The sequence below is a fragment of the Nakamurella sp. UYEF19 genome, from assembly GCF_040546275.1.
In the GTDB taxonomy this organism is placed as follows: domain Bacteria; phylum Actinomycetota; class Actinomycetes; order Mycobacteriales; family Nakamurellaceae; genus Nakamurella.
Genome location: NZ_JBEPNO010000013.1, coordinates 33,246 through 45,929, shown reverse-complemented (window position 1 = coordinate 45,929; position 12,684 = coordinate 33,246). Strand labels below are relative to the sequence as shown.

General features: G+C 67.6%; 13 protein-coding genes. 9 read left to right on the top strand and 4 right to left on the bottom strand.

Features of this window, described 5'->3' with window-relative positions:
* Window positions 1-69: 69 nt before the first annotated feature.
* The 5 genes from ABIB25_RS17545 (at window position 70) to ABIB25_RS17525 (ending at window position 4,332) form a co-directional block, all read left to right on the top strand.
* A complete protein-coding gene (locus tag ABIB25_RS17545) occupies window positions 70-501 on the top strand; it encodes a YybH family protein (RefSeq protein ID WP_354529770.1) in 432 nt (143 codons plus the stop codon).
* 150 nt (window positions 502-651) lie between these two features.
* Window positions 652-2,112 (top strand): glycoside hydrolase family 26 protein, encoded by a 1,461-nt coding sequence (locus ABIB25_RS17540; protein WP_354529769.1) that lies wholly within the window; start codon window positions 652-654, stop codon window positions 2,110-2,112.
* Between the two features lie 302 nt (window positions 2,113-2,414).
* A complete protein-coding gene (locus ABIB25_RS17535) occupies window positions 2,415-2,738 on the top strand; it encodes an L-rhamnose mutarotase (protein ID WP_354529868.1) in 324 nt (107 codons plus the stop codon).
* On the top strand, window positions 2,728-3,612 hold the full coding sequence (locus tag ABIB25_RS17530) for an amidohydrolase family protein (protein WP_354529768.1): 885 nt from the start codon (window positions 2,728-2,730) through the stop codon (window positions 3,610-3,612). Before ABIB25_RS17535 ends, ABIB25_RS17530 begins: the two co-directional genes overlap by 11 nt.
* 333 nt (window positions 3,613-3,945) lie before the next feature.
* Window positions 3,946-4,332 carry a YdeI/OmpD-associated family protein gene (locus ABIB25_RS17525; protein ID WP_354529767.1) on the top strand — a complete coding sequence of 129 codons (387 nt, stop codon included), beginning with the start codon at window positions 3,946-3,948 and terminating at the stop codon, window positions 4,330-4,332.
* Between the two features lie 56 nt (window positions 4,333-4,388).
* Here the strand turns inward: ABIB25_RS17525 and ABIB25_RS17520 are convergent, their stop codons facing one another.
* The 4 genes from ABIB25_RS17520 to ABIB25_RS17505 form a co-directional block, all read right to left on the bottom strand.
* Window positions 4,389-5,819 carry a glycosyltransferase family 2 protein gene (locus ABIB25_RS17520; RefSeq protein WP_354529766.1) on the bottom strand — a complete coding sequence of 477 codons (1,431 nt, stop codon included), beginning with the start codon at window positions 5,817-5,819 and terminating at the stop codon, window positions 4,389-4,391.
* A gap of 11 nt (window positions 5,820-5,830) precedes the next feature.
* Entirely contained in the window at window positions 5,831-6,358 is a 528-nt protein-coding gene (locus tag ABIB25_RS17515) for a class I SAM-dependent methyltransferase (protein WP_354529765.1), read from the bottom strand.
* Between the two features lie 81 nt (window positions 6,359-6,439).
* Complete coding sequence (locus ABIB25_RS17510; RefSeq protein ID WP_354529764.1) at window positions 6,440-7,546, bottom strand: glycosyltransferase family protein; 1,107 nt, start codon at window positions 7,544-7,546, stop codon at window positions 6,440-6,442.
* The gene (locus ABIB25_RS17505; protein ID WP_354529763.1) at window positions 7,543-8,478 is read right to left on the bottom strand and encodes a WcbI family polysaccharide biosynthesis putative acetyltransferase; all 936 of its coding nucleotides are present in this window, start codon (window positions 8,476-8,478) and stop codon (window positions 7,543-7,545) included. The genes ABIB25_RS17510 and ABIB25_RS17505 overlap by 4 nt, the downstream gene beginning before the upstream one ends.
* A gap of 35 nt (window positions 8,479-8,513) precedes the next feature.
* Between ABIB25_RS17505 and ABIB25_RS17500 the strand changes: the two genes are divergently transcribed.
* Genes ABIB25_RS17500 through ABIB25_RS17485 form a run of 4 tightly spaced genes read left to right on the top strand, consistent with a single transcriptional unit; the run spans window position 8,514 to window position 12,683 of the window.
* The gene (locus ABIB25_RS17500) at window positions 8,514-9,647 is read left to right on the top strand and encodes a glycosyltransferase family protein (RefSeq protein WP_354529762.1); all 1,134 of its coding nucleotides are present in this window, start codon (window positions 8,514-8,516) and stop codon (window positions 9,645-9,647) included.
* Window positions 9,644-10,783 (top strand): glycosyltransferase, encoded by a 1,140-nt coding sequence (locus ABIB25_RS17495; RefSeq protein ID WP_354529761.1) that lies wholly within the window; start codon window positions 9,644-9,646, stop codon window positions 10,781-10,783. Before ABIB25_RS17500 ends, ABIB25_RS17495 begins: the two co-directional genes overlap by 4 nt.
* Complete coding sequence (locus tag ABIB25_RS17490) at window positions 10,780-11,853, top strand: glycosyltransferase (protein WP_354529760.1); 1,074 nt, start codon at window positions 10,780-10,782, stop codon at window positions 11,851-11,853. Before ABIB25_RS17495 ends, ABIB25_RS17490 begins: the two co-directional genes overlap by 4 nt.
* Entirely contained in the window at window positions 11,850-12,683 is an 834-nt protein-coding gene (locus tag ABIB25_RS17485; RefSeq protein ID WP_354529758.1) for a glycosyltransferase family 2 protein, read from the top strand. The genes ABIB25_RS17490 and ABIB25_RS17485 overlap by 4 nt, the downstream gene beginning before the upstream one ends.
* Window position 12,684: the final 1 nt, after the last annotated feature.

The window sequence follows — 12,684 nt, the reverse complement described above, 5'->3', positions numbered from 1 at the left end:
CCGGCCGCGCGGTCTCGACATGGTGTCGAGAAGGGCCAAGAGGGGCCGTTCCATCCCGAGGAGGACGATATGACCGACGAAGCAACCATCCGCCAGCTGGTGGCCGACCGCACCAGGGCCATGCGAACCGGTGACGCGGCTGCGATCTGCGCGACGTATGCGCCCGACGCCGTGGTATTCAGCCTGGCGCCGCCACTGGTTCAGCCGCCTGAGGCGAGCCGCGACGTGGCGCTCATGAGGTCCTGGTTCCAGGAGAAGGGTGGTCAGGTCTGGGCGGAGGTACGCGACCTGCAGGTGACAGTGAGCGGCGACCTCGCGTTGTGCACCAGTCTGGCCAGCATGGGCGCGCCACCCGAGGCACCGCAGCCGTTTGCGCTCTGGTATCGGTCGACTCTCGGTCTACGTCGACTTGCTGACGGGTGGAGCATCGTCCATGAGCACACCTCGACCCCGTTCCACATGGACGGCACCTTCCGGGCCGCGACGGACCTGCGGCCGTGAGTGGGTACACGGCGTTTCGGCAGGTTCTCGTCGTGCAGCCGCTACTCCAGCTTCCGAAAACCCCCAATGCCAACTCTCTGTAGTCGGAGGGAAGGCTAGTTCACTCCGCGTGACTCCGGTCGCAGCGATTTCGACTGCGACACTTCTTGTATGCGAGCACCCGCCCTCCGCGCACTGACATCCTTGTCGGTTGCTGTGGTGCTCACCTGGGCCGGTGTCAGCCACGCAATGGCCACGCCAGTGCTGTCCGGCGCCGGTCTTCCGGCGGCTGCGCGAGCGCTCTCCCTTGCGAACCCGGCGATCTCGACGGTCCCCGCGGCGACGGCGTCAGCGACGAGGACGGCCGGGATGAAGGTGGCTCCGGGGAAGGTGCCCACGGTGAAGGCAGGGACGGGCGTGACCGCCGGCGCTCCGATCATCGAGGTGGGTCAGGCGACCAGTTCCTCGCTGCCCACCTCGACGGCGGTGTCGAACTCCGTGACTTCACCCGTCCCCACGACGTCGTCTCCGGCCAGTTCGTCTCCGGCTACGTCGGCTCCGGCCACGACGTCACCGGCCACGACGTCAACAGCTAGGACGTCGACGGTTCAGTCCACAACTTCTGCGCCAGCCAGTACTTCGGCCGCAGCCAGTACTTCCGCGCCTGCCAGTACTTCCGCGCCAGCCAGTACTTCTGCGCCAGCCAGTACTTCGGTCCAGTCCACGGCTCCGGCCGCACCAACCCCGTCGTCGCAGCCGACGTCATCGGCGCCGGCCGGCAAGCCCCGCCTGCAGTTCGGGCTCGGGACGCCCGGTGGCCTGCTTGACGCTGCCGAGCTCGGCCCGGTCGAGACGGCCGTCGGCGAAACGCCGTCGATCATCCTGGCCTACAGCGACTTCACCCAGGCTGCACCGATCGACGGGCTGGATGCCGTCAGCAGTCGCGGCCAGACGCCCATGCTGACCTGGGAGCCCTGGCAGGCCGGCGGCGCCGACCAGCCGAAGTACTCGCTGGCCCGCATCATCGCCGGCGACTACGACGCCTACATCAAGAGCTGGGCCGCCTCGTTGAGGAGCTGGGGCAAGCCCGTTCTGCTGCGCTTCGCACACGAGATGAACGGCAACTGGTATCCGTGGTCGGAGCAGACCAACGGCAACCAGCCCGGCCAGTACGTCGCCGCGTGGCGTCACGTGCACGACCTGTTCACCGCGACCGGGGAGCGCAACGTCTCCTGGGTCTGGAGCCCGAACGTGGTCTACGAAGGGTCCACCCCGCTCGCCGGGCTGTATCCGGGCGCTGGCTATGTCGACGTGGTCGCGATGGACGGATACAACTGGGGCACCACCAACGCCGACTCGCAGTGGACCAGCCCGGCCGACCTCTTCGGCTCGACCATCGCGTCGCTGAAGAGCATCGCGCCCGGCCTGCCGATCATCATCGGTGAGACATCGTCCGCCGAGGCCGGCGGTTCCAAGGCGGAGTGGATCACCTCGCTCGTCAGCTACCTCCAGAGTCAGCCGGCCGTCACGGCTTTCGTGTGGTTCGACTTCGACAAGGAAGCGGACTGGCGGCTCAACAGCTCGGACGCGTCGGTCTCGGCGTTCAAGGCTGCACTGGCTGCCCGCCGGTAGCACCGGCCGGTGCACCCCCGTTCGTGACACCCAGGGCCTGGGCCACGTCCGTCCACGACCAGGTCTCCCGTCTGGCGACCTGGGTGTGCTCCGCCGTCCTGGTCGACCGAATGGTCCCGACGGCGGTTGTGGCCGGATGCCCTGCGGTCGATACTGCACGTCCCACCGTCGATCGGGAGGTCGTTGATGAGTACCCGCCTCAACCCCTACACCAGTTTCCGCGATACAGGTGACGACATCCCCGTTTCGCTCAGATACGGCATCAACCGGTTGGTCAACATCACCGGTGTGCCGGCTTGACCGTGTCGCGATTCGCCTCGGTGATCCGACTCCGGCCGGAGAAGGAGGCCGAGTACCGGGAGTTGCACGCTGCCGTCTGGCCCGGTGTGCTCGCCGGTCTGGGTCGGGCAAAGGTCGGCAACTACTCGATCTTCCTGCGGGACGGGCTGTTGTTCAGCTATCTGGAGTACTCGGGTGACGACTTCGCCGCTGACATGGCGCTTCTCGCACAGGAGGAGGAAACGAAGCAGTGGTGGGCATTCACCGATCCCTGCCAGCAGCCCGTGGTGACTGCCGCTTCAGATGAGTGGTGGGCCCCAGTCGAGGAGGTCTTCCATGTCGACTGACCCAAAGGCGACCGACCCGCGGCCCTTGCGCATCGACTCCCACCACCACCTCTGGGATCTCGCCGTCCGTGATCAGGCCTGGACGGTGAACCTGCCGGGGATTCACCGCAGTTTCTCGCTGGACGATCTGCGGCCCGCCCTGGTGCGGAAGCAGATCGACGGGACCGTCTTGGTGCAGACCGTTGCCGTGGCAGCGGAAACCCCGGAGTTCCTGGCGATCGCGCACGCAGACCCGGCAGTACTCGGCGTGGTCGGTTGGGTGGATCTGACGGGTGTGGATGTCGCCGGGCGGTTGGCCGAACTGGACGATCCGCTGCTCGTGGGCATTCGGGCCCTGGCGCAGGACGAACCCGACCCCGGCTGGCTGTGCCGGCCGGACGTCATCCGGGGAGTTGCGGCCGTCGGTGCCGCCGGCCTGGTCTACGACCTGCTCGTGAGGCACACGCAGCTGCCGGCGGCCATCGAACTCGTGCGTGCACTGCCCGAAGTGTCGTTCGTCCTGGACCACGCCGGAAAGCCGGCGATCTCCGAGGGCAGCTGGCATCCATGGGCCGAGGGGATCGAAGTACTGGCCGGCCACCAGAACGTGGTCGTCAAACTGTCGGGTCTGGTGACCGAAACGGGCGGAGATCCCAGTGCCAGGGCCATCTCTCCGTACAGCGATCATCTGCTGAGATCGTTCGGGCCGTCGCGTCTCATGTTCGGCTCCGACTGGCCCGTCTGCCTGCTGGCTGCATCCTACGACGAGGTCGTCGAACTGACCGATGTACTCACCGGACAGCTGAGCCCGAGCGAACGAGCCGAGGTCTTCGGCGGTACCGCCGACCGTTGGTACGGGCTCCTTCGGTCAGGATCCGATTCCCTTCCGGCTTGACGCCGGTGCCCCATGGGCCGCCGCCTCTACCGTGCGCATACAGAACTACCCGGATGTGCCCGAAAATGGCGCAGGGGAGACGTTTCTATATGCGCCGGGCACTTCTATATGCGCCTAGCGGTGGGGTTCCGCGCCACCCACTTGGTGCATGGGTCAACCATCGGTCGGCGGCCGGACGGGTCTCACCATTCCCTTTCGACTGGCGCGGCGGCATCCGACGAATGGAACGACCGGCAGTGGGTGACAAGCAAGGCATGAAGACACCGAGCGTTCGGTCGGCTGCGAGCGGGACTGCCGCGTGACGGGCCAGCGGCCACCTGCGCCGGAGCCGGCGTGACGGAACAAAGCTATCCGCAGCTGCGTTTCGTCGATCGTCGTCATTGGCGTCAGTGGCTCGCCGACAACGGCGACAGCAGTGGAGTATGGGTGCTGACGGCCAAACTGGGTCCGCGTCGGCGGCTGTCCTACGGCGAGATCGTCGAAGAAGCACTGTGTTTCGGGTGGGCCAGCTCGTTGCGCCGCTCGACCGGGGAGGCTGGTACTTCCAGGTTCCTGATGATTCCCCGGCGACCGGGCTCGGTCTGGTCGGCCACCGAGAAGGAGCGGGTCGACGTGCTCATCGAGCGTGGATCGATGGATTCGCGAGGGCTGTCGGTGGTGGAGGGCGCTCGGCAGGATGGATCCTGGTCAGCTCTGGACGAGGTGATGGACCTGCTCTGAACTCCATCGACGGCAGGCACCGCCAGGAGCAAGTCGTCGACATCTTTGCTCCTGCTTCAGGAATATCCACCGAAGATGGCCGCCAGCTCCGGCTCGCCGGTGATCAGTTCCGTTCCGGACGGGGCGACATCGAGGTCGACGCTGCGGAACCACGCCTGCGAGGCCGCGTCCGGGACGTGCCGATGACGTCGTCTTCGCGCACGGCGCCGATTCGATTCCGCGGCGAGAATCGTGCGGCCGTCAGAGGTCACTGCGAGACTGCCGACGTCCTCCTCGAGCATGCGGGAGAGCAGGTCGGCGAAATCCATGGTCACGACGACTGCCTCGCAGACCGACAGGTGCAACCGAGAACGCCCGTCATCGAGGAGCGAACCGGGCTGGGGGAGCGCACCATGTTCCGGGGTGGACGGTCCGACCCGCGGGTCGCTCCGGAACACGGCGCGCAACGCTTGGGTCGACTCTGTTCGACCGACGATCGACACCGCACAGTCCAGGGTGGTCAGCAGGGATCGGATGCACTGCACGGCAGCGCCGAGGGCCCAGCCGTCGGCGTGCACCGTCGCCAGCACATCGGGTACCGCGTAGATCTGTCCTCGGCCGCGCATCGAGGGTTCCGGGATGCGCTCGGCCAGCATCAACACCTCCCGGTTCTTCTGTGGAGTCCGGTTCTCCGGCTCGGTGCGCCCTGCCCACTCCCGACCGTCGTGCCAGGCGACCGCGGTCGGGACGAAGGCCATGACGGCACCGGCATTGAAGGCCCGGTAGGTCAGGTCGTAGTCCTCGCCGCCGTATCCGGTGATGGTCTCATCGAAACCGCCAAGCTCGTCGAACATCTCACGGGAAAAGCCGAGGACGGCGCCGATGAGATATTTGTAGCTTCGTGGATGGATGGACAGCAGGTCGCCGGTGCGCTCGTACTCCTTGACCATCCAGGCAGGTTCCTCCCAGATCGCCGGCCCATCGGTCTGACCCGCGAACCAGCCGAGCAGAGCCGATGGGGACCAACGGGACAGATCCGCGTAACGGCGGCGCCCGGAGACCACCGCATCGGGTAGCAGCGTCGGAAGCCGCGCCAACTCCCTCACGTAGTCCGGATCGGGGACCGTGTCGCCGTCGAGGAACAGGAGAACAGCACCGTCCGTCCGGGTGACGCCGAGGTTGCGGGCCGCACCGGCCCTGAACCCGGCATCCTCCTGGCGGACGATGGTGATGTCGAGGCCCTGCGCGACGTCGGGTACCGCGGGCGGTGTCGGTGAGCCGTCGTCAGCGATGACGACCTGGAGGCGGCTCAACGGATGGGTCTGCACCGACAGCCCCGCGAGCAGCAGATCCAGGTCGTGCTGGTTCTGGTAGAAGGGGACCACCACCGACACCTCGGCGAACTCCGCCACCTTGTCGTCCGGGGGCGACTGATCACGCAGCAGATCCCACCGGTTGCCAGGAACGGCGAATCGGCCGGGTCCGACCGGGGTCGCATCGGAAGCCACCGGGCCAGTTGTCACCGGGTCGGACGTGACGGAGTGAGTCGCTCGTAGACACCGACTTCGTTGCCCAGCCAGTAGTTGTCGATACCGGTGAAGGCGGCCATCACCTTGTCGTGGTCCCAGTCGTCCACCACGTGGTGCTCGTGCTCGTTGCCCTCGATCTCGCCCTGGGGGTAGTGGATGATCGGGATCGACAGGTAGACGGCGCGACGGGCGGCGGCCGCCGACCGCTCCCACACATCGAGGGCCTCGGCCTCCGTCATGTGCTCGGCCACATCGCCCAGGATCACCACGTCGACCGGTGGCAGGTCGACCTCGCGAATGTCGCCGATGACGATCTCGTCGTAGTACTCGCGCAGTCGGTAGGTCTCGACGTACGGCGCGTAGATCTCGATGCCGAGCAGGTGCGAAACTGCTGGACCGGCAAGCAGTTTGGCATAGGTCCCGACTCCCGGTCCTACGTCGAGAACGGCCAGTGGACCGTCGGCGGCCAAGGCGGACACCCGCTCCTTGACCCAGCCCTTGCCTTCTTGCGAGCTCATCGGCATGTCGGAGTTCCACTTTCTGGTAGACGGCGCCGCGTCCGGACACGCTGTGGGGGGAGGTCGGCGACGGCTGGGTCATCAGTGCCCGCCGCCGCCTCTCCCAAACTCGGGACTCCCGGCGGCGCCCAGCCAGCGCAGGTAGCGTCGAGCGACTTCGTCGGTGTCCGGATGCGGTCGGAAGGCCACGGGCAGACGGGTCGAAGTCGTTCCGGTGAGCACCGATTCGACCATGGACCGCAGTTGTCCCGGTTCGTACAAGACCACCGAGCCGGGCATTCGCTCGTCCAACTCGCGGCTGTACCGGCTTGACACCACCAGCGGTCGGCGGCCCGCTGCGATCCAGGTGTTGATGGACGCCGAGGCCGACACCGCAGGCGCTGCCGCGATGGGCACGGTGGCGCCCTGCAGGTGGTCGTCCAGCTCGGCATCCGGCACGAACCCTGTGCAGCGAAAGGCAAGACCGAGTTCGCTGCTGCGGTCGATGAGTTCCGACAGCAGTGTCTCGTGGCCGCGAGACGGCCCGCCGATGGCCACCAGGGTGATCGGTGCGCCGAAGTGTGCCATCTCCTCGAGGATCTCGCGGTGACCCTTACCGGGATACAGAAATCCCAGCACGCCAAGGGTGGGTGGATCAGGATCCTCGGATCGGGCCACACGGGGCTCCCGAATCGACGACGCCACCGGCAGCGGGATCACGGTGATCCCGGACCGCCCTGGCGTGAGGTCCACGGCCTCGCCAGCTTCCCGAAGGGCCTGGGCGGCCTCCCCGATCAGCAGTCGTTCGTGTTTGCTCGACACTGCCACCGCGTCCGCATGCGACGTCATCGTGAGGTAGTCCCGAGCCCGGCGCAGGAACAGCTCACGGCTCACCTGAGGATGAGGCAGGTCGTGCAGGGTGAGGGCCAGCTTGGTTCCGCGGGAGCGCAGGGCGTCCGCAAACGCGGCGATCCGTTGCGCCGCAGTCTGATCGGGATCGGAGAACAACCAGTCATTGGCCTGGAGATGGACGACCCGGGCGGTCGACGGGAGATCGTCGACGACGTGGAGCAGGCGTCGCGGATCGTCTTCGTGCAGAACGCCCCCGGTGAAGCCCAGCCCGACGGCGGCCGCGTGCAGCTGTCGACCGAAGCGGACGATGCCGTGGTCGGCGGGTCCGCAGGTCACCATGACCACGTCGTCGTTCACCTCAGGCCCAGCAGGTCCATGGTCGATCCGTGGCGATCCATCCCAGCCCGGACTACGTCGGGATTCTGCACATACCAACGTATCTGGGCGTCGTGGATGCTGCGGCTCGATACCGCGCGCCCACGAACGATCCAGTGATCTGCGACCGATCCTGGCAGCTGCCACCCGTCCGACACGGCGCGGTCCACCGGCGCCACCACCTCCCCCAGGAGCGGTCGGCCGGGCTCTACGACCTCTGGAGGAAGTCCCATCGCGCCTTGCAGACGCCGAGCCAGTTCGAGCAGGATCCGGTTCCCTGGATGATTGATGGTGGCCATGTCGCCGAACTCCGGACGACGGAACAGGTCGGAGACGGTGACGTCGCAGTCACGGTCCTCGCGTCGCGCGAGTTCCGCCCGCGAGGCCTCGCCCACCGCAAGAACCGTGCGGGCCGACAGATCCGCGACCTCGCGGGGACCGCGGACGGCCTCGGCCAGGGTGCGCAGATCGTGATAGGGCACGACGGGGGGATCGTGGGACGGGTCCCTCGGGTCGCGAACAATAGCCTGGTATGGATGCAGGCCGGCGAACCGGATGACGGGGAAGTGGATGACGAGGCCGCCCGGCGGCATCATCGCGGCGACCTGCCGGGTACCGAGGGGCAAATCATGATACTGATCTCGAACGGGTTGACCGATCAGAATGTGGGCACGGGCAGCCGCCGATCGAAGGTGCGGAATGTCGGACGGTTCGAGTTCGAACACGGGGGGAACTCGCATGGTGTTGACCGGACTCGTCGCCGACCCGGCGAGCAGTACGCGAACGGCCTCCGCCTGACAATTGCCGTACACCAGAACATTTCGGGTGGAACCGACTGTGCCGGAGGCAAATGCATCGCCGTCGATGCCGTAGAAGGATCCGTAGTGCCGGCGTCGTCCGGTGATGGTGGACATGCCGCGACCGTACTCGAACCAGGAAAGGGCACGACGTGAACAGCGGAATCATTCGGGTGGCCTCCGTGCCGTCCGGGCATCCCTACGTCGAGAACCTGGGGGACCCGGACGGCGGCGGCGGGGTGGTGCGCCCACCCGATCCACGGCCGGCGGTCGCCGTCGTCGCGCCGGGGCAGTGGTGGCCACCACGCATGCTGGATCTGGACTGGCTCGCCGACCATCACGACGAGTTCGACGTCATGCATCTGCACTTCGGCTTCGACGCGGCGACCCCGACCCACCTCGCCGACTGGACCGGCCTGCTGGCGCAACACCGGATTCCCCTGGTGCTGACCGTCCACGATCTGATCAACCCGCACTTCGCAGACCCGACCGGTCACCAGGTGCAGCTGGATGTGCTGATACCCGCCGCGGCGGACCTGATCACCCTCACCCCGCAGGCGGCGTCGGTGATCCGTCGACGATGGGGCGCTGCGGCGACCGTCATCCCGCACCCACACCTCGTCCCGCTGCCGAGGATGGATCGACCCCGCCCCGCGCACGGGCCATTCGTCGTCGGGATCCACGCCAAGAGTCTGCGGGCCAACATCGACCCGGTGCCGCTGCTGACCGAACTGCTCCCCGCGTTGCCGTCCTTGCCGCGGGTCGTGCTGCGGGTCGACGTGCACCCAGAGATCCTCGAGCTCGACGGTTCCGATCAGCGAGGACCGGGGTCCGATCAGCGAGGACCGAGGCTCCGCGAGTGGTTGGAGATCGCGAGCAACCACCCCCAGGTATCGATCGAGGTGCACGATCGCTTCGACGACGACCAGCTGTGGGACTACCTCCAGGCCATCGACCTGTGCGTTCTCCCGTACCGCTTCGGGACCCATTCCGGTTGGCTGGAAGCATGTGTCGATCTCGGCACTGGGGTGCTGGTGCCGGCGACGGGATGCTACGAAGGCCAGCACGGGCACCCGATCTACGGTCCGGGAGCAGCCGGGCTGGTCGACATGATCAAGGCGGTCGTGGCGCAACCGGCGCTGGCCACCCCGATCCGGCCCGATCGGTTCCGGCAGCGTCAGCAGATCGCACGCGCGCATGAGGAGGTCTACCGGCGGGTACTTCGACTGGGTTCCCGCTCCGCCCAAAAACCCTCCGTCAAGAGATCCGAGGTCTCCTCCGCATGACCGAGATGTCCCCAGCCCGTCCCGAGGAGACGGCGGATTCGTTCAAGATCCTGATCGTCGCCTCGCTCCGGTACCCGATCGCGGAGCCGTTCGCCGGTGGCCTGGAAGCCCATACGGCCTCGCTGGCAACGGGTCTGCGGGCTCGCGGACACTCGGTCGTGGTGGCCGGCGCTGCCGGCAGCGACCCTGCCATCGTCGACCACGTCTTCGGCTCCCTGCCACGCCACGGCGCGGACGAGCGCGCCGACATCATGGAGAACCCCGCCGTCCGCACGGCCGAGCACGGTGGATTCGCCGGCCTGGCGACCGATCTCAGATCCGGTCTGCTCGGCCAGTTCGACATCATCCACAACAATTCCCTCTATCCGCTGCTCGTCGAGCAGGCAGCGTCCATGCCGTGTCCGCTGATCACCACCCTGCACACGCCGCCCCTTCCCTGGGCGGAGCGGATCCTCGGCGCGGGAGGGCACCACGACGACCACTTCGTCGCGGTGAGCAGCTCGACCGCGCGGGCCTGGTCGGCGTTCCTGTCGCCACGGGTGGTGCTCAACGGAATCGACACCAGCCGGTGGACCCCCGGCCCTGGCGGCGACAATGCCGTGTGGTCTGGACGTCTCGTCGCGGAGAAGGCACCGCACCTGGCCATCGATCTCGCCAGGGCCGCTGGTCTGGGCCTGCGGATCGCTGGCCCGATCGTCGACCAGCAGTACTTCCGGGCGGAGATCGCACCGCATCTCGACAATCGGATCCGGTACGTGGGTCACCTGCACACCGCGGCGTTGCAGCACCTGGTCGGGCGCAGTGCGGTCGCCCTGGTGACCCCGGCGTGGGACGAGCCTTTCGGGCTGGTCGCCGCTGAGGCGATGGCCTGCGGCACACCGGTTGTCGCGTTCGCCCGGGGTGGTCTGCCGGAAGTGCTCGGCCCGCTGTCCGGTCGCCTGCTGCCGGCGCCGCTCGCCAATCGGATGGGTCGGTCGGAGATCGACGTGGCGGTCACAGCGGTCAGGGACGCCATGGAGCTGGACCGCGCCGCGGTGCGTGGGGACGCCGTGGCCCGCTGCAGCGAGGCGAACATGGTCGGGGGCTATGAAGCCGTGTACCGAGATGCCATGCACGCGTGGGAGAGCAGGCTGTGATCGGATACTACGTCCATCACCAGGGCCAGGGCCACCTGCAGCGCATGACGGCCATCGTGGCGCACCTGGCCGAGCCGGTCACGGTCATGTCGAGCCTGCCGCGGCCTTCCGCAGGTCCGGAATGGGTGCCACTGCCGCCGGACGACACCGGTGTCACGTTCCTCGAACCGACGGCCAACGGCACCCTGCACTGGGCGCCGCGGCACCACCCTGGACTGCAGGCTCGGATGGCCATGATCAGCTCGTGGATCGCACGGACCGCGCCCACCCTGGTGGTGGTCGACGTCTCGGTCGAGGTGGCCACCCTGTGCAGCCTCTTCGGCGTCCCGACCGTGGTGATGGCCATGCGGGGTGACCGTTCGGATCGCCCGCACCGCACTGCCTACGACGGGGCCCACGCCCTGATCGCCCCCTGGCTGGCGGAGTTCCACCACACCGGATGGCCGAAGGCCTGGTCCGACAAGACCTTCCACGCCGGACCGATCACTCATCCTGCCGAACGACCGGCACCGGTCAAGGTGGCACACGACGGGTCGCCGAAAGTGCTGGTGCTCTGGGGAAGCGGGGGGACGAACGCGGTCGACGCCGGTTTCACCACCGACCAGCTGGTTGCTGCCCGTGCGTCTGCGCCGTCGTGGCACTGGCGCTTCGCCGGCGGGCGTGCCGAGCACCGGGTCGAACGGCAGGAAGTCCGGGCGCTGCTGCACTGGGCGGACGTGGTGATCACCCACGCCGGCCAGAACGCGGTCGCCGAGGTGGCAGCCTCGGGCACGCCGGCTGTCGTCATCGCCGATATCCGTCCTCACGGTGAACAACTCGATACAGCCATGAGTCTGGACACGGCCGGGGTCGCGATCGGCCTGGCCCGGTGGCCGGAACCGGACGAGTGGCCCGCGCTTCTCGACGCCGCTCTGGCGCGTGGCGGGGAAGGCTGGCGCCGCTGGATCTGCCCGGGGGGTGCAGAGCGCGCGGCGCGCTTCCTCGATGAGACAGCTGCCGGCCTCCGTCGGACGGCCCGGACCGCGACGGCCCGGTCAGCTCCACACGCATCGACGGTGCCGACGGCATGACGATCGCCGTGATCACCATCGTGGCCGGACGCCACCTCCACCTCCGGAATCAGCAATTCGGGCTCGCCTGGTCGGATCGCCTCCCCGACATCTACGTCGTGGTGTCGATGGGCGACGCCGAAGCCGTCCGGCAGACCGGCATCGGTCCGCTGTCGGAGACGTCGTGCCGGAACAGGACCCGACTGCTCGAGGTGGGTGATCGCCTGCCCCTCGCCGAGGCCCGGAACGCCGGTGCTGCCGAGGCGATCGCCGCCGGAGCGGATCACCTGGTCTTTCTCGACGTCGACTGCATCCCGTCGGCGTCGATGCTCGACTCCTACGGTCGGGCGCTGGACCTGACCGAGGGTCCGGCCCTGCACTGCGGGGTGGTCCGCTACCTGGACGCGCCGATGCCGGCCACCCAGCTCGACCCGTCGATGCTGCACAGCAGGCCGCACCCGGCACGTCCCGTGCCGGGACCGGAACAGCTCATCGCCTCGACGGACTGGCAGCTCTTCTGGTCGCTGTCGTTCGCTCTGTCACGGCAAACCTGGTTGCGCCTCAACGGATTTCACGAGGAATACGTCGGATACGGCGCCGAGGACACCGATTTCGGCTATGCGGCGCATCAGCAAGGAGTGAACCTGGTGTGGGTCGGCGGTGCGGATGCGTATCACCAGTACCACCCCACGTCATCGCGCTCGTCGTCGCACCTGGACGACATCCTGCGCAACGCAACGATCTTCGAGCGCCGGTGGGGATTCTGGCCAATGCTCGGCTGGCTGGAGGAATTCGAGGCAACGGGCACAGCCCACTACGACGCGACCACCAACCGGTGGTTGCGCTTCTAAG

Excerpts from the sequence above, each read along its gene's own strand:
- ABIB25_RS17505 (WP_354529763.1), bottom strand. The coding sequence starts at position 8,478 with ATGTCCACCATCACCGGACGACGCCGGCACTACGGATCCTTCTACGGC.
- ABIB25_RS17495 (WP_354529761.1), top strand. The coding sequence starts at position 9,644 with ATGACCGAGATGTCCCCAGCCCGTCCCGAGGAGACGGCGGATTCGTTC.
- ABIB25_RS17485 (WP_354529758.1), top strand. The coding sequence starts at position 11,850 with ATGACGATCGCCGTGATCACCATCGTGGCCGGACGCCACCTCCACCTC.
- ABIB25_RS17545 (WP_354529770.1), top strand. The coding sequence starts at position 70 with ATGACCGACGAAGCAACCATCCGCCAGCTGGTGGCCGACCGCACCAGG.
- ABIB25_RS17540 (WP_354529769.1), top strand. The coding sequence starts at position 652 with ATGCGAGCACCCGCCCTCCGCGCACTGACATCCTTGTCGGTTGCTGTG.
- ABIB25_RS17530 (WP_354529768.1), top strand. The coding sequence starts at position 2,728 with ATGTCGACTGACCCAAAGGCGACCGACCCGCGGCCCTTGCGCATCGAC.
- ABIB25_RS17515 (WP_354529765.1), bottom strand. The coding sequence starts at position 6,358 with ATGAGCTCGCAAGAAGGCAAGGGCTGGGTCAAGGAGCGGGTGTCCGCC.